This window comes from Variovorax sp. GW821-FHT09D07, assembly GCF_059416345.1.
The window spans coordinates 68,721-86,044 of record NZ_JBWKOY010000009.1; the positions used below are offsets into that span (position 1 = coordinate 68,721).

The window sequence follows — 17,324 nt, forward strand, 5'->3', positions numbered from 1 at the left end:
GGAAATGAGCGCGCGCGGGTCAGCGCTCGCGCATGGCTTCGCGCGCCTTGTTCAGTGGCTTGGTCAGGTAGTCCCACACGGTCTTGCGGCCGGTGCGGATGTCGGCGGTGGTCACCATGCCGGGCACGATGGGCATGCGGCGGCCGGCCTTGTCAGTGAGCGCGTCGGAGTCGGTGCGCACGAGCACGGGGTAGTACACGATCTCGGGCTTGACCTCGTCGCGCTGGGTGTCGGGCGCGATGGTCACCACGCGGCCCTTGAGGCCGCCGTACACGGCGTAGTCGTAGGCGGTGATCTTGATCTGCGCCTCCTGCCCGGGCCGCATGAAGGCGATGTCGCGCGGCGAGATGCGCGCCTCGACCAGCAGCTGGTCGTCCAGCGGCACCAAGGTCAGCAGCGAGCCGTTGGGCGGCACGACGCCGCCGATGGTGGTGACCTGCAAGCTCTTGACGATGCCGCGCACGGGCGAGTTCAAGGTGAGCCGCTCGAGCGAGTCGGCGCGCCCGCGCACCACGGACGACAACGACTTCACCTCGGCATCGGCCTTGGCCAGCTCTTCGCGGCTGCGCACCATGTAGTTGGCGCGCGCCTCGGCAATCTTCAGCTCCAGGTCGGCGGCCTGGCGTTGCAGGCGGATGAGCTCGACGTTGCTGGCCGCGCCGCTCACCTGCAGCGAGCGGGTGATGTCGAGCTCCTTGCGCACGAGCGAAAGCGCCTGGCCCAGGCCGGACACGGTGTCGCGCAGGCTGCCCTGGCGCGAGCGGAAGAGCGCGCTTTCGGAATCGACCAGTTGGGCGTAGGCCTTCAGCTCGGCGGGGAACTGCAGGCTGCCCTGCCCTTGCACCTCGGCGCGCAGGCGCACGCTGCTGGCCAGGGCGGCGCGGTAGCGCGCGGCGGTTTCTTCCACGTTCGATTCGCCGCGCGTGGGGTCGAGCTGCGCGAGCACCTGGCCCTTCTCGACGATCTGGCCTTCCTGCACGCGCAGCTCGGCCAGGATGCCGCCTTCGAGCGACTGGATGCGCTGCTCGCGCGAGCTGGGAATCACCTTGCCCATGCCGCTGGACACTTCGTCGATCTCGAAGACCCAGGCCCACACGAAGAAGGCGAGCAGAAAGAGCGCGATGAACCACACGACGCGCGCGGAGCCGCTGGCGCGGGCTTCGTCGAAGTCGTCGGCGCCGCCGGGGCCCCACACGGTGGCGGTGGATACGGCCGGTGCCTGCGCGGCGGCCTGCACCTGCGCCTTGGTCAATGTCACGGCGTTCATGCCTGCCCCTCCTTGCCACGGCCTGCGGAGGCCATCGCCTCGCGCGAGGCGACCGCGCCCTGGCGCAGCCGCGCCATCACCTGCTCGCGCGGCCCGTCGAGCACGATGGCGCCGCCGTCCACCACGAGGATGCGGTCGACCGCCTCGAGCACGGCCGGGCGGTGCGTGGCCAGCACCAGCGTGCGGCCGGCGGGCAGCGCACGCAGGTGTTCGATCACTTCGCGCTCGGCCACTTCGTCGAGCGAGGCGGTGGGCTCGTCGAGCAGCAGCACGCCGGGGCGGCGCAGCATGAGCCGCGCGAGCAGCAGGCTCTGGCGCTGTCCGCCCGAAAGGCCGCGCCCACCTTCGAGCAGCGGATGGTCCAGCCCGGTGGGCAGGCGGCGCACGAAGGCCCAGGCGCCGGTGGCCTGCAGGGCCGCCACCAGTTCGGCGTCGGTGGCGTGGGGCGTGCCCATCTGCAGGTTCTCGCGCAGGGTGCCGTGGAACAGGCGCGCATCTTGTGCAAGCAGGCCAACGTCGCGGCGCACGTCGGCGGGGTCGATGTGGGCCATCGACACGCCGTCGAGCAGCACACTGCCCGCGCGCGGCTCGATGAGGCCCGACAGCGCCTGCAGCAGCGTCGACTTGCCCGCGCCGTTGCGTCCGAGCACGGCAATGCGTTCGCCGGCGCCGATGTGCAGCGCCTTCACGTGCAACGCGGTGGTCTGGCCGTCGTGGCTGAAGACGGCGTCGCGCAGCGTGTAGTCGCCCTGCACGGCGGGCCGGTGCACGCGGGTCTCGTGGGGCGGGTGGTCGACCGGGAGCTTCATGAGCTGGTCGAGCGCCTCGCCGGCCACCTTGGCCTGCTGCCAGCGGTTGAGCACCTGCGTCACGCCGGCCAGCGGCGCGAGCATGCGGGTCGACAGGATCGATGCGGCCACGAGCACGCCGGTGCTCATGTGGCCGTCCATCACGAGCGGCGCGCCGAAGAACACGACGAAGGCGAAGGCGGCGCCCTGCACGGTCTGGGTCCAGTTGCTCAGGGTGTTGAGCAGCGCGCGCAGTTGCAGGCCCGAGTCGGCGTTGACGGCGTTGTAGTGGTTCCACTGGTTCTGGAAGCGCGGCTCGGCCTGCAGCCCCTTGATGTCGTCGATGCCCTGCACGGCCTCGACCAGCATGGCGTTGCGCAGCGACGACTCGCGCATGCCCGTCTGGGCCAGCGCGCGCAGGCGCGGCTGTGCCAGCAGGCTGGGCACGATCAGCAGCACGCACGCGGCCAACGGCACCAGCACGAGCCAGCCGGCAATGAACCAGAAGAGCACGCAGAACACGAAGAAGAACGGCAGGTCGGCCACGGCCGCCACGGTGGTCGACGTGAGCATTTCGCGCACGGGCTCCAGCTCGCGCAGCTGCGAGATGAAGGTGCCGGTGGCGCGCGGGCGCGCCGAGCCGCGCACGCGCAGCGCGTGGCCGAACACGCGGTCCGAAATGCGCAGGTCGGCGCGCTTGCCCACCACGTCGGTGATGCGCATGCGCGCGCCGCGCATGACCCAGCTGAACGCGATCGACAGCAGCACGCCGCCGAACAGCACATGCAGCGTGGGCAACGACTGCGCGGGCACGACGCGGTCGTACACCTGCATGGAGAACAGCGTGCCGGCCAGCGCCATGAGGTTGTAGGCCAGCGACGCAACGAGGATGTGGGCGTAGGGCCGCCAGTCGGCCAGCACGATCTGGCGCAGCCAGTGCGGCTCCACCGGGCGGATGTAGGCGTCCACGCGCGAGTCGGGCGCCGATTGCGCGGGCCGCAGCACGGCCATGGCTTCGAGCGCGGGTTGCAGCTCGTCCACGGTGCAGACGGTTTCCGCGCCCTGGTCGCCACCGAGCATCACGCGCAGGCCCTGCGCCGAGATGGCGGTGACCACGGCCACCTGCCCGTCGCGCAGCTGCAGCACCACGGGCAGGCGCCAGGGGCTCAGGGTGTCCAGGCGCGGCGCGACCTGGCGCACGGTGAGACCGGCCTGGCGGGCCATCTGGCGCACGCGCTCGCCGATGTCTTCGTGGTCGCTCCATGCGGCGGCGCCGCGGATGCGCTCGCGCGAGGTGTCGAGGTGGTAGTGGGCGGCCACGGCCAGCACGGCGTCGACCCAGCCGGCGAGCAGCTCGGGGCCGCGCGCGGCGGACAGTTCGGGCATCGTGGTGGCGGTCATGGCTGGCCTCCGGCGACGAGCTCGCCCGCATCGACCAGCCCGAAGGCCTCGCGCAGGCGGCCCGACTGGTACAGGCACTCGACCGCGAGGCGCTGCACCTCGTGCGCGCTCTCGGCCTGCTCGAAGCGCGCGCCGTGGAACTCCTGCTCGGCATTGAGCAGGTCGAGCAGCGAGCGCGTGCCCAGCTGCAGGTACTGCTCGCGGTACAGGTCGCGCGTGCGCTGCGTGCTGTGCACGCGCGCGGCGAGCACGGGCAGGCGCAGCGCGTGGCCTTGCGACTGCACGCGCGCGTCTTCGAGGCGCTGGCGCACGCTGAGTTCGGCATAGCCCAGCGCGGCCTCGGCCGCCTCGACGGCGTGCGCGGCGGCGCGCTGGCGGGCCTGGCTGCGCCCGCCTTCGTACAGCGGCGCGGTGAAGTTGACGGTGAACGTGCTTTCGTTGGCGGACTGGCCGGCGGGCCGCCCACCCGATTCGAGCCCCCGGTTGACGGCGGCGTTGAGCGACAGCGTGGGCAGCAGCTGCGCATCGGCACCGCGCAGCGCGGCCTGGGCCATGTCGCGCTCGGCCTGCGCCATCTGCACGGTCGGTGCGGGCAAGGCCGTCTGCGGCAGCGCGGCGCAGGCGCTCGCGAGCGGCGCGGGCGCTTCGCCGGCGATGTCGGCCGGCGCGCGACCCTGGGTCAGGTGCATGAGGCTGAGGCGCCAGCGCTCGGCCTGCGACGCGGTGTTGAGTTGCTGGGCGCGCGCGGCCTCCAGGCGCGACTGCGCTTGCGCCACGTCGGACTGGCTGGTGGCGCCCTTGGCCTGGCGCTCGCCCACGAGGCCGGCCAGCGACTGCACGCCCTTCACCTGGGCCTGCGCGATCTCGCCGAGCGCCTGCTGGCGATGCACTTCGATCCATGCCTGCGCGGTGTCGCGCGCAACGTCGTCGACCGCCACCAGCAGCTTGGCGCGCGCGGCCGTGGCCGAGGCTTCGGCCTCGCTCACGGCGCTCGACACCTTGCCGAAGTCGTACAGCAGCTGCGTCACCGACAGCGAGGCCTGGTGCACCTGGCGGCGACCGTCGGCCTGGAGCTGGCGGTTGCCCGTGCGTGCGCTGACGCCGGCGCTGACCTGCGGGTAGTAGCCCGAGCGCGCGGCGGCAATGCCCTCGCCCGCCTGCAGCGCCTGGCCGACGGCGTTGCGCACGGTCGGGTGCGAGGTGGCGGCCAGGCGCACGGCCTCGACCATGCCCAGCGGGGCGGCGGTGCTCGCTTGCGCAAGCGCCGCCGATCCGACGAGCAGGAAGAAAAGGCCCGCGGCAGCAGACGAAAGATGACGGGAAGCAAGCATGCGTGAAGACGTGCAGACCACCAGGTGCCGGCGCCGCAAGCGGCGCCGGCACGCCGGTCGGTCAGTGGTGAAGCGCGAGGCCCATGTGAAGCTCGTCGGTGAGCGATGGCGCCACGGGCGGTGCGTAGGCCGCGAGCGAATCGGGCGACGTCGCGAAGGGCAGCGCCGTGGGAGACGCCTGCGTGCCCCCGAAGGCCGGTGGGAACGCGGCCTGCAGCAGTGCATGCAGCGACTCGGCCGCGGTGTAGGCCTGCAGCATGTCGGACAGCTGCAGCCCTCCCCACGTCGGGCTGTCGCCAAAGGGGAAATGCGGCGCATCGTGCGGTTGCTGCTGCTCGATCGACACCGTCACCTCGTCGACGCCGGCCAGGCCCAGCGAATCGGGCGAGGTGTACAGCGCCGCCGCACCCGCTGCAGGCGTGTAGTTGACGTGCAGCGTCTGCGTGGCCACGTTGCTCGCATCGCCGTCGCGGTCGACCACCTGGTAGCTGAGGGTCTCGTCGTAGTTGTGCGAGGTGGTGGTTTTGGGTGCCACCTGGTAGCTGAACTCGCCCGTGTCGAAGTCCACCACCAGCTTGCCGCCCTTGTCGGTGGCAATGGTGACCTGGTGCGTCGCCTGGTTGTAGCTGTAGTCGCTGCCGGTGGCCGGGCCGGTCTTCGTCATCAGGCCCGTGCTGCTGTTGAAGGCGTAGGTGGTGCCGTCGATGGTCAGCGTGGACACATGGCCGCCGTCGGCACCGAAGCCCGACGAACCGCCGAGGCCGCCGGTCAGCAGGTTGCTGACCGTGGGCGGCACGCTGATCGTGCCTTGCAGCATGTCGTTCAGCTGGCTCGTGTCGGTGACGATCTTGCCGTTGGTGTTCGTGCCGGTGTTGCCGTTGTAGGCGATGGGGTCGATGTAGGCCTGCTCCGTCGGGCCCAGGCTGGAACCCAGGCCCAGTGCGAACGAATTGATCTTGTTGGTGGTGAGGAAGGTCTTCCAGATCGCTTCTTCCGCTGCCTGGATGCCCTTGTCAGCCGCGTTGCTGCTGCTGCTGTTCCCGAGCTGGTCGGGATTGCCGTCCCCACGCGTCGGCTCGCCGTCCGTGAGGAAGTAGGACACGTTCTGGGCACCCTGCAGCTTGCCGCCAGCCGAGAAACCGCTCATCGCCGAAGCCAGGGCAGCGTCGTAGTTGGTGCTGCCACTGGCCTGCAGGTCCTGCACCAGCGCCTTGGCGTCGGCTGCCGTCATCCAGGCTTGTTGTGCCTGCCCGGTCGTGCTGAAGGTGACGAGTTGCACCCGCACCTCGCCGTACAGGTCGTAGCCGTCGATCAGGTTCTGGACGGCCGCCTTCGCACGGGAGAGCCGCGTCGGCGTCTCCTCCTCCATGCTCCCGGAGAGGTCCAGGATCACCATCAGGTTCGTGTTGATCGGTGCCACGTCGACGGACTGCTCGCCGTTCACGAGCACCGGCGCATCGTCCTTGACTGGCACGTTGAAGCCCACCGGCGCGCCGCTGAGCTGGCCATCGCTCACCACGGCCTCGAAGTGCAGGTTCGACAGGCCCTCGCCGTTGCCCGCCGGATGGTCGATCGGCGCCTTCAGCGTGACGGTGTAGCCCGCCTCGAACAGGCCCGCGCCCGTGGCGGTGACATTGCCCACCGCCACGGTCATCACCTCGGTGGTGACGCCGTCGACGGTGACGCTGCCCGTGAGCGTGTGCGTGCCCGCGTCCCAGGTCCACGACACCGGCTGGCCGCCGGAGGTGACGCCGGCCGGGCCGCTGAGCGACACCGACAGGTCGCCCGCCAGGCTGTCGGGGTCCGCGATGGAGATCTTGCCGGTCGATTGCACCGACGGCTCGCCCGCCGCCGGAATGCCGCCGGGCAGGCTGCCTTCGGAGACGATGCCGGCGTCGGTCGCCGTGGCCGTCGGCGGGTCGTTCACCGGGTTGACGGTCACGGTCACCGTGCTGGTGGTCGTGCCGCCGTGGCCGTCACTCACCGTGACGGTGAAGCTGTCGGTGCCGTTGAAGTTGGCGTTGGGAACGTAGGTGTAGGTGCCGTTGGGATTCACCGTCACCGTGCCGTTCGACGGGTTGCTGCCCTTGGTGTAGGTGAGCGTGTCGCCGTCGACGTCGCTGCCGACGATCTGACCGCTGACCGGCGTGTCTTCGTCCGTGGTCTTGGTGTCGTCGAGCGCCTCTGGTGCCTCGTTGACGTTCTGCTCGTTGAGCGTGACGGGGATGTTCGTCGTGACGGTGCCGTCGCTCGCACCGACCACCAGCGCGTGCGCGTTGGCGCCAGCTTCGTAGTCGTTGACGAAGGCCGCTGCGCCTGCCGCCGTGAGGCTGATCGCGCCGGTGGCCGGATCGATGGCGAAGTAGCCGTTGTCGTTGCCCGAGAGGATGCTGTAGGTGACGGTTGCGCTGTCGATGTCGGTGGCGCGGACCGTGCCGAGCACGGTGCCCGCAGTGCGGTTCTCGTCGTAGCCGAAGACGTAGCCGGTGGCGCTGTCGACCGGCGTGCCGCCACCGTCGACGAACACCGGGGCGTCGTTGACGGGGTTGATGGTCACGGTGACGGTGCTGGTGGTCGTGCCGCCGTGGCCGTCGCTGACCGTGACGGTGAAGCTGTCGGTGCCGTTGAAGTCGGCGCTGGGCGTGTACGTGTAGGTGCCGTCGGCGTTGACGGTGACCGTGCCGTGCGATGGGTCGCTGCCTTTGGCGTAGGTCAGCGTGTCGCCGTCGACGTCGCTGCCGACCACACTGCCGCTGACGGGTGTGTCTTCGTCCGTGGTCTTGGCGTAGTCGGGCACCGTCGGTGCGTCGTTGATGTTCTGCTCGTTGAGCGTGACGGGGATGGTGGTCGTGGCCGTGCCATCGGTCGCACCGATCACCAGCGAGTGCGCGTTGGCGCCTGCTTCGTAGTCGTTGACGAAAGCCGCAGCGCCTGCCGGCGTGAGGCTGATCTCGCCCGTGACCGGGTCGATGGCGAAGTAGCCCTGGTCGTTGCCCGAGAGGATGCTGTAGGTGACGTTCGCGCTGTCGATGTCGGTGGCGTGGACCGTGCCGAGCACGGTGCCCGCGGGGCGGTTCTCGTCGTAGCCGAAGACGTAGCCGGTGGCCGTGTCGACCGGCGTGCCGCCGCCGTCGACGAACACCGGGGCGTCGTTGACGGGGTCGATCGTCACGGTGACGGTGCTGGTGGTCGTGCCGCCGTGGCCGTCGCTGACCGTGACGGTGAAGCTGTCGGTGCCGTTGAAGTTGGCGTTCGGGGTGTAGGTATAGGTGCCGTCCGCGTTGACCGTGACCGTGCCGTTCGCGGGGTCGCTGCCCTTCGCGTAGGTCAGCGTGTCGCCGTCGACGTCGCTACCGACGACCTGGCCGCTGACGGGTGTGTCTTCGTCCGTCGTTTGGGCGTAGTTGGGCACCGTCGGCGCGTCGTTCACCGGGTCGATCGTGACCGTCACCGTGCTGGTGGTCGTTCCGCCGTGGCCGTCGCTCACGGTGACGGTGAACGTGTCGGTGCCGTTGAAGTTCGCGCTGGGGACGTACGTGTAGGTGCCGTCTGCGTTGACCGTGACGGTGCCATGCGCAGGGCCGTTGCCCAGCGCATACGTCAGCGCGTCGCCGTCCACGTCGCTGCCGATCACTTGGCCACTGACCGGCGTGTCTTCGTTCGTGGTCTCGGTGTAGTTGGGCGCTGTCGGTGCGTCGTTGATTGGGTTGACGGTCACGTTCACCGTGCTGGTGGTCGTACCACCGTGGCCATCGCTCACCGTCACCGTGAAGCTGTCGGTGCCGTTGAAGTTCGCGCTGGGGACGTAGGTGTAGGTGCCATCCGCGTTGACCGTCACCGTGCCGTGCGTGGGATCGCTGCCCTTGGTGTAGGTCAACGTGTCGCCATCGACGTCGCTGCCGACGACCTGGCCGCTGACCGGCGTGTCTTCGTTCGTGGTCTCGGTGTAGTTGGGCGCCGTCGGTGCGTCGTTGACCGGGTTGATGGTCACGTTCACCGTGCTGGTGGTCGTGCCACCGTGGCCGTCGCTGACCGTCACCGTGAAGCTGTCGGTGCCGTTGAAGTTGGCGCCAGGGACGTAGGTGTAGGTGCCGTCGGGATTGACCGTGACGGTGCCGTGCGCTGGATCGCTGCCCTTCACGTACGTGAGCGTGTCGCCGTCGACGTCGCTGCCGACCACTTGCCCGCTGACGGGGGTGTCTTCGTTCGTGGTCTCGACGTAGTTGGGCACCGTCGGTGCATCGTTGACCGGGTTGACGGTCACGTTGACGGTGCTGGTGGTGGTGCCGCCGTGACCGTCGCTGACCGTCACCGTGAAGCTGTCGGTGCCGTTGAAGTTCGCGCCGGGGATGTAGGTGTAGGTGCCATCGGCGTTGACCGTCACCGTGCCGTGCGCTGGATCGCTGCCCTTGGTGTACGTCAGTGCATCGCCGTCGACGTCGCTGCCGACGACCTGGCCGCTGACAGGCGTGTCTTCGTTCGTCGTCTCGGTGTAGTTGGGGACTGTCGGTGCATCGTTCACCGGATCGACAGTGACGGTAACGGTGCTGGTCGTCGTGCCGCCATGGCCGTCGCTCACCGTGACGGTGAAGCTGTCCGTGCCGTGGAAGTTGGCACCAGGGACGTAGGTGTACGTGCCGTCGGCATTGACGATGACCGTGCCATGCGCCGGATCACTGCCCTTGGTGTAGGTCAGCGCGTCGCCGTCGACGTCGCTGCCGACGACCTGGCCGTTGACCGGCGTGTCTTCGTTCGTGGTCTTGTTGTAGTTGGGCGCCGTCGGTGCGTCGTTGACCGGATTGATGGTCACGTTCACCGTGCTGGTGGTGGTGCCGCCATGGCCGTCGCTCACCGTGACGGTGAAGCTGTCGGTGCCGTGGAAGTTGGCACCAGGGACGTAGGTGTACGTGCCATCGGCGTTGACCGTGACCGTGCCGTGCGCTGGATCGCTGCCCTTCACGTAGGTCAGCGTGTCGCCATCGACGTCGCTGCCAACGACCTGGCCGCTCACGGGCGTGTCTTCATCCGTGGTCTTGGTGTAGTCAGGCACCGTCGGTGCATCGTTCACCGGGTCGACCGTCACGGTCACCGTGCTCGTCGTCGTACCGCCGTGACCATCGCTCACCGTTACCGTGAAGCTGTCCGCCCCATGGAAGTCCGGGTTCGGCGTGTAGGTGTATGTGCCATCCGGATTGACCGTGACAGAGCCGTTCGAAGGATTGCTGCCCTTGGTGTAGGTCAACGTGTCGCCATCGACGTCGCTGCCGATGACCTTGCCGTTGACGGGCGTGTCCTCGTTCGTGGTCTGGTTGTAGTTGGGCGCCGTCGGGGCGTCATTCACCGGGTCGATCGTGACCGTCACGGTGCTGGTCGTCGTACCGCCATGGCCATCGCTCACCGTGACGGTGAACGTATCGGTGCCGTTGAAGTTCGGGTTCGGCGTGTAGACGTACGTGCCATCGGGATTGACCGTGACAGAGCCGTTCGAAGGATTGCTGCCCTTGGTGTAGGTCAATGCGTCACCGTCGACGTCGCTGCCGATGACCTTGCCGTTGACAGGCGTGTCCTCGTTCGTGGTCTGGTTGTAGTTGGGCGCCGTGGGGGCGTCGTTGACCGGGTCGACGGTGACCGTGATGGTGCTGGTCGTCGTACCGCCATGGCCATCGCTCACCGTGACGGTGAACGTGTCGGTGCCGTTGAAGTTCGGGTTCGGCGTGTACGTGTAGGTGCCGTCGGGGTTGACGACCACCGAGCCATTCGAAGGATTGCTGCCCTTCGTGTAGGTCAGCGCATCGCCGTCCACATCAGCGCCTGTCACCTTGCCGTTGACGGGCATGTCTTCGTTCGTGGTCTGGGTGTAGTTGGGCGCCGTGGGGGCGTCGTTGACCGGATCGACGGTGACGGTGATGGTGCTGGTCGTCGTGCCGCCGAGGCCATCACTCACCGTCACGGTGAAGCTGTCCGTACCGTGGAAGTTGGCACCCGGGGTGTAGGTGTAGGTGCCGTCCGCGTTGACCGTGACGGTGCCATGTGCAGGGTCGCTGCCCTTCACGTACGTGAGCGTGTCGCCGTCCACGTCACTGCCAACCACCTTGCCGCTGACCGGCGTGTCTTCGTTCGTGGTCTCGGTGTAGTTCGGCGCCGTCGGCGCATCGTTCACCGGATCGACCGTCACGGTCACCGTGCTCGTCGTCGTCCCGCCATGGCCGTCGCTCACCGTCACGGTGAAGCTGTCGGTCCCATTGAAATTGGGGTTCGGCGTGTAGACATACGTGCCGTCCGGGTTGACCGTCACCGTACCGTGCGCCGGGTCGCTGCCCTTCGTGTAGGTCAGCGTGTCGCCGCTGTCGATGTCGCTGCCGGTCACGCGGCCGCTCACGGGCGTGTCTTCGGCCGTGGTCTCGGTGTAGTCGGGCGCGGTGGGTGCATCGTTCACGGGCGAGACGGTCACGGGCACCTTGACGGTGGTGGTGCCGCCCTTGCCGTCGCTGACAGTCACCTCGAAGCTGTCGGGCCCTTCGTAGCCGGGCTTGGGCGTGTAGACGAACTGGCCGGTGGACGGATCGACGGTGACGGTGCCGTGCTCGGGGCCCTTGGCGACGGTGTAGGTCAGCGTGTCACGGTCCGGGTCGGTCGCGTGCACTTGTCCGGTCACGGGCTTGTCCTGATCGGTGACGACAGGGTCGGCCTTGCCTTCGGGGCCGCGGTTCTGCGCGGGAAGCAACGGCGGGATGAAGGCCGGGCCGCCGCCGCCGCCACCACCGCTCGCGGCGGCACCGACGCCCAGCACGCCAAGCGCGCCCAGCAGCCAGCCCGGCACGCCGTCGGGCAGCAAGGCGCCGCCGGCGTCGTTCCATTCGATCTCGGTGAAGTGGAAGTCTTTCCAGGGCGCGGTGTACTGGCCCCACCACTGCACGCCGGCGCCGTCTTCGAGCACGAGGTCGTTGCGGCCGGCGTCGGGGTACTCGGCGAAGAAGCCGCGCACGGCGACTTCCTGGCCGTCGCGCAGCACGAGCACGAGGTCGTCGCCGCGGCGCTCGAACTTGAGCACGCTCTCGGGCGCGATCTTCAGCGTGACGATCGACGGGCGATCCAGAACCAGAGGGGCTTCCGCCGTCGCTTTGCGGGATGACGCGCCACCAGACTTGTAAACAGCTTCCATGATTGGTCTTTCTCCTTGACTCCGGACCTCGGGCGAGCCCTCGCTTTCAGCGAACAGCCCGGGTCGCACGTTGGGAAATCTCGAAGGCCGCGGGTGGCTCTCGAGGACTCGCCGGCGCGACCCGGTGTGCGGGTCACGCAGGCTTGCGCTTGCATGGGGCGGGATTCTTGGTTCGGGGGGGTGTCCGGGCTTTTGCCGGAGGGGCCGTGGCGTTTGCCGTGGCGTACAACTGTTCACAAACGTGTGTGAATGTCGAATACTTCACACGATTGGCGAAAGAAAATCAGCAATTCGCAAGTTGGGAAAGCGAGCGCTGGCGGTCTTTTGGCTTACGGGCTTTTGCCGGAGCGTCCAATTCTTTTGATGGACGGAATCGGCCCGGCTATTTCCTGCAATACCGATCGGGCCCTGTCCAGCACCCCGTTTTCCCTCTGACAGACCCCCTCGCCGCGGCACCTTTTTTAAGGCCTCGCGCGTCAATGGCGGGCGGATCGATCAGGAATGAAGACCGGTCATTGGATGAATTTGCATTTCTTGTGACAATGATTACCAAATTAATTTCTTGGTTACATTGTTTCGGTCACAGGGCGTTCCAACGCAGTGCCGGCGCCCCCTCTTTCCATGTCCTATTGGTCACCTCCGGAGCCCCGGAGAGCTCATCTGCTGGTTGTCGACGACAACGTTGACGAACTCAAGCTCTTGCTGGAAACGCTGCGGGGCACGGGCTACCGCATCACGCTCGCCTTCGATGCGATGGAGGGCTACCGGCGGGCGACAACGCTGCAGATGGATCTGGTGCTGCTGGACGTGCGCCTGGGCGGCACCGACGGGTTTGCCGCCTGCCGCCTGCTGAAGGCCGACCCGGCCACGGCGGACATTCCGGTGATCTTCGTGACCTCGTCGGCCAGCCTGGAAGAGCGCCTGACGGGCCTGCGCGCCGGCGCGGTCGACTACATCGTGAAGCCCTTCGACCCGGCCGAGGTGATGGCCCGCGTCGAGATTCACCTGGCGCTGGCGGAATCCCGCAGGGCGCGCACCGCCCCTGCCCCGCAGGTGGCGCCCCCGCCCGACAGCCCCGCCGCGAACGACGGCGGCGCGCCGGGCTCGGGCATGGACCGCGCGCTCATGCAGGCGGCGGAGCGACTCATCCTGGCCGACCTGAGCCGCGTGCTGCCGCTGCGCGAGCTGGCGGCGCGCGTGGGCACGCACGAAAAGCGCCTGTCGCGCGTGTTCAAGGAGCTGACGAACCGCACGGTGTTCGAGTTCGTGCGCGAAGCGCGGCTGCACGAGGCGCAGCGCCTGCTGCTCGAATCGGCCATGCGCATCGAAGAGATCGCCGCGGCGGTGGGGTTCTCGAGCGCCGCGAACTTCGCGACGGCGTTTCGCGAGTACTTCGACTGCACGCCCTCGGCCTGTCGCCAGGCCGGTGTCGAACGTTCCGGCACCTGACGCGCGATGCATCCGGTGCGCACACGCCCCTGGTGGGCAAGCGGCTTGCTGCTCGGCCTCGCCTTGTGGTTGTGGGGCTTCGCGGCCAGCGCGGCGGAGGCCGTCAGGTTCAGCGCGCTGACCCGGGGCAATGTCTCCGTCGAACAGACCGTCGAAGTGCTGGAAGACCCCACGGCCCGCCTGTCGGCGCGCGAGGTGCTCGCCTTGCCCAGCGGCGGTGCGAACGGGTTCGTGCCCGCCACGCCCGACCAGCTGATGCGCGGGTTCTCGACCTCGGCGGTGTGGCTGCGCCTGTCGCTGGTCAACGATGCGCAGGAGGTGCGCACGGCGCGGTTCGGGCTCAACGTGACGTGGCTGCGGCATGTCGACTTTCATCTGCTGCGCACGCGCAATGGCCAACCCGCATGGACGCACGCGCAGGCCGGCGTGTCCGACCCGATGGACAGCACGCACCGCCACGACCGCATTCCGCAGTTGCAGATCGACCTGCAGCCGGGCGAGTCGGTGCAGGTGCTGACGCGCGTGATGAGCACGGGCCAGATCAAGCTGGTGCTGGAGCTGCACACCGACGAGGCGTGGCATCACATCGAACGCAACCATGCGCTGCTCAGCGGCTTGCTGATCGGCGGGCTGCTGGCCTTCGCGGTGTACTCGGCCGCGCTGTGGTGGATTTCGCGCGCGCCGATGCTCGCGTTCCAGGCGGGGAGCTTCGCGCTGCTGGCGCTGTACGAGGCCACCTACCGGGGCTATGCGCGCATCGCGCTGTGGCCGAACAGCACCGACTGGAGCTACCGCGGGCACAGCGTGATGGTGGCGGCCACGGCGCTGTGCCTGCTGCTGTACTTTCACGAGCGCGGCCGCCAGAGCCCGGTGCGCGTGCCCGGGCGCCCGCTGCTGTTCGTGCTGGCCGGCGTCGAGATCGTCGTGCTGCTGGGCACTTTGTTCGGCCCCTACGCGACCTTCGCGGCCATCGGCATCGTGAACGCGCCACTGATCGTGCTCGCGCTGACGGTCTGCACCTTCATCTACCAGCGGCGCGCCGGGCCGGGCGGGCGGCTGTCGCTGATGGTGATGCTCGTGATCTGCGTGGGCGCGCTGATGCGCATGTCGGCGCTGATGTTCGCGGAGCGCTCGATGTCCGACTTCGACCACTATGCGCTGGCGTTCCCGGGCATGCTGGTGGGCGCGTTCGCGATCACGGCGTGGTCGTTCCAGGAGACGCGCCAGCGCAACGCCGCGCAGCAGACGCTGCTGCAGTGGCAGGCCCAGGAACAGCAGCGGCTCGAAGAAGAAGTGGTGCGCAAGACCCGCGCGCTGAGCGAGGCGCTGGGCCAGGCCGAGCAGCGCACGCGCGAACAGAAAGAGCTGCTGGCCTACATCAGCCACGACCTGCGCGCGCCGGTGGCCACCATCCTGGGCAACCTGAAGCTGATGCAGGACGGCAGCGACACGCCGGCGCCCGCGCGGCTCGCCACCATCGAGCGCAGCGCGGCCTACCAGCTGGAGCTGATCGATGACCTGGTCGACTACGCCAAGGGCGAGCTGGCGCCGCTGGCCGTCGAGGCGCAGCCGGTGCAGTTGCGCACGCTGGTCGACAACGTCGCGCAGTACGCGCACGCGCTCGCGCAGCGCCAGCACAACAGCTTCGAACTCACGATCGACGGCGAGCTGCCGGCCCTGGTCCGCCTGGACGGCAAGCGGCTGCAGCAGGTGGTGCTGAACCTGCTGTCGAACGCGGCCAGGTTCACGCGCAACGGCGCCATCGGGCTGCGCTTGCAGGCACAGCCGAGCGACGGCGCGTGGCAGCTGCATTTCGAAGTGACCGACAGCGGCACGGGCATCGACGCCGACACGCTCGAGCGCATGACGCGCCTGCTGGCCGACAACGCGCCCAGCATGGCGGGCGGCGGGCTCGGGCTGGTGATTGCGCAGCGCATCGTGCAGCGGATGGGCGGGCGGCTCGCCATTCACAGCGGCATGGGCGCGGGGACGCGGGTGGTCTTCTCGCTGTCGACCGAGCCGGCGCCTTCGTCGGATGCGCCTGCACCGCCGCCATCGGAACCCATCGCCGCGCCGCGCCCGCGTGCCAGGCCCCGGGCGCGCGGCCGGCTGCTGCCGGTGTTGACGCCGCTGTCGCCGGCGCAGAAGGACGAACTCGAAGTGCTCGCCCGCGACGGCCGCTGGAGCGACCTGCACGAGTGGGTGAACCGGCTGGCCACGGAGGCGCACAGCCAGCCGATGGTGCTGACGCTTCGCCAGGCGCTGGACCGGCTGGACTTCGAGCAGATCCGGCTGATTGCGCGCGCGGCGCCTTTGCGCCCGCTGTAGCCCGCCCTCGCCCGAAGGGGCGCCGCCGCCAGAACCCATGCGGCCGGCAGGGTCGCCCGACGGGTGGGCTTTTGTTTTCTATTTCGATATATCTAGAATAGTCTCGACCCACTCAAGAAAATCATCCCCATGCGCCACCTTCACCACGCTCCGCACCACCATCACCACCGCCACGCCCCGCGCGGCGAACACGAAGACGGCCTGGCCGGCGGCGGCCGCGGGATGCGCGGCGGACGCGGCGGCGGCGCGGGCCGGGTGTTCGGCCACGGCGGGCTGCGCTTCGTGCTGCTGCAGCTCATTGCCGACAAGCCCTCGCACGGCTACGAACTCATCAAAGCCATCGAAGACCGCCTGGGCGGCACCTACGTGCCGAGCCCCGGCGTGGTCTACCCCACGCTCACGCTGCTGGAAGAGCTGGGCTACCTGAGCGTGGAAACCGCCGACGTCGGCGGCCGCAAGCGCTACAGCATCACGCCGAGCGGCCAGGAGTTCCTGGCCGCCAACCGCGAGACGGCCGACGCCATGATGGCCCGCATGGCGGGCGGCGTGGACGGCGCCGGCCCGCGCGCCGGACGGCCCCCGCAAGTCACCCGCGCCATCGAGAACCTCAAGCTCGCGATGCGCCTGCGCCTTGGCGGCGCGCCCCTCACCGAACAACAAGCCCACGAATTCGCCGCGGTGCTCGACAGCGCCGCACAACAGCTCGAACGCATCTGAACCACTCTGACATGACCGACTTCACAACCACTGCGCCCTCCTCCAACACGCCCGACCGCACGCCCCGCCGCGTGCGCCACGAACTGCGTTTTCGCCAACTCACGGTGAAGACCGTGCAGCGCGTGACGCCGCACCTGATCCGCATCACGCTGACCGGCGACGCGCTCCAGGGCTTCACCAGCCCCGGCTTCGACGACCACGCGAAGCTGTTCTTTCCCGATGCCGCCACCGGCCAGCTCACGCTGCCGACCGCCGGCCCCGACGGCCCCGTGTGGCCCGAAGGCGGACGCCCCGCCATGCGCGACTACACGCCGCGCCACCACGACGCGCAAGCCAATACGCTGGAGATCGATTTCGCGCTGCACGACGCCGGCCCCGCCACGCAGTGGGCCGAGCAGGCCAAGCCCGGCGACATCGTCGGCGTGGGCGGCCCGCGCGGCTCGTTCATCGTGCCGACCGAATTCGACTGGCACCTGCTGATCGGCGACGACACCGCCCTGCCCGCCATCTCGCGCCGCTTGGCCGAACTGCCGGCCGGCGCGCGTGTGGTGGTGCTGGCGGAAGTCGACAGCGCAGCCGACGAGATTCCTTTGGAGACGCAGGCCGAGCTCACGCTGCGCTGGGTGCACCGCGAAGGCGCCGCGCCGGGCCTGAGCCCCGTGCTGGTCGACACGCTGAAAACCATGGCGCTGCCGGACGGCGACTTCCACGCCTGGGTCGGTTGCGAATCGGCGATCGCGAAGGCGCTGCGCGCGCACCTCGTGGGCGAGCGCGGTGCGAACCCGAAGTGGGTTCGGGCCTCGGGTTACTGGCGTCGCGGTGCCGTGGCGACGCACGACACGCACGACGAATAAGGAAGGCGCGACTCAGTCGCGAAGCCC

The 17,324-nt window shown here is 69.0% G+C and carries 8 protein-coding genes; 4 read left to right on the plus strand and 4 right to left on the minus strand.

Going from position 1 to position 17,324, the window contains the following annotated elements:
* Positions 1-19: 19 nt before the first annotated feature.
* The 4 genes from AC07OX_RS26000 to AC07OX_RS26015 form a co-directional block, all read right to left on the minus strand.
* Positions 20-1,267: a beta-barrel domain-containing protein gene (locus AC07OX_RS26000; protein ID WP_495260295.1), complete on the minus strand. Its 1,248-nt coding sequence runs from the start codon at positions 1,265-1,267 to the stop codon at positions 20-22.
* Positions 1,264-3,456: a type I secretion system permease/ATPase gene (locus tag AC07OX_RS26005; protein WP_495260296.1), complete on the minus strand. Its 2,193-nt coding sequence runs from the start codon at positions 3,454-3,456 to the stop codon at positions 1,264-1,266. The genes AC07OX_RS26000 and AC07OX_RS26005 overlap by 4 nt, the downstream gene beginning before the upstream one ends.
* A complete protein-coding gene (locus AC07OX_RS26010) occupies positions 3,453-4,787 on the minus strand; it encodes a TolC family outer membrane protein (RefSeq protein WP_495260297.1) in 1,335 nt (444 codons plus the stop codon). The genes AC07OX_RS26005 and AC07OX_RS26010 overlap by 4 nt, the downstream gene beginning before the upstream one ends.
* Before the next feature lie 61 nt (positions 4,788-4,848).
* Entirely contained in the window at positions 4,849-11,949 is a 7,101-nt protein-coding gene (locus AC07OX_RS26015) for a tandem-95 repeat protein (RefSeq protein ID WP_495260298.1), read from the minus strand.
* Between the two features lie 621 nt (positions 11,950-12,570).
* Here AC07OX_RS26015 and AC07OX_RS26020 point away from each other — a divergent pair.
* The 4 genes from AC07OX_RS26020 (at position 12,571) to AC07OX_RS26035 (ending at position 17,297) form a co-directional block, all read left to right on the plus strand.
* The gene (locus tag AC07OX_RS26020; protein WP_487863370.1) at positions 12,571-13,398 is read left to right on the plus strand and encodes a response regulator transcription factor; all 828 of its coding nucleotides are present in this window, start codon (positions 12,571-12,573) and stop codon (positions 13,396-13,398) included.
* Positions 13,399-13,413: 15 nt separating this feature from the next.
* Positions 13,414-15,726 (plus strand): sensor histidine kinase, encoded by a 2,313-nt coding sequence (locus AC07OX_RS26025; RefSeq protein ID WP_495260299.1) that lies wholly within the window; start codon positions 13,414-13,416, stop codon positions 15,724-15,726.
* A 129-nt stretch (positions 15,727-15,855) separates the two neighbouring features.
* Entirely contained in the window at positions 15,856-16,443 is a 588-nt protein-coding gene (locus AC07OX_RS26030; protein WP_495260300.1) for a PadR family transcriptional regulator, read from the plus strand.
* 11 nt (positions 16,444-16,454) lie between these two features.
* A complete protein-coding gene (locus AC07OX_RS26035) occupies positions 16,455-17,297 on the plus strand; it encodes a siderophore-interacting protein (RefSeq protein WP_495260301.1) in 843 nt (280 codons plus the stop codon).
* Positions 17,298-17,324: the final 27 nt, after the last annotated feature.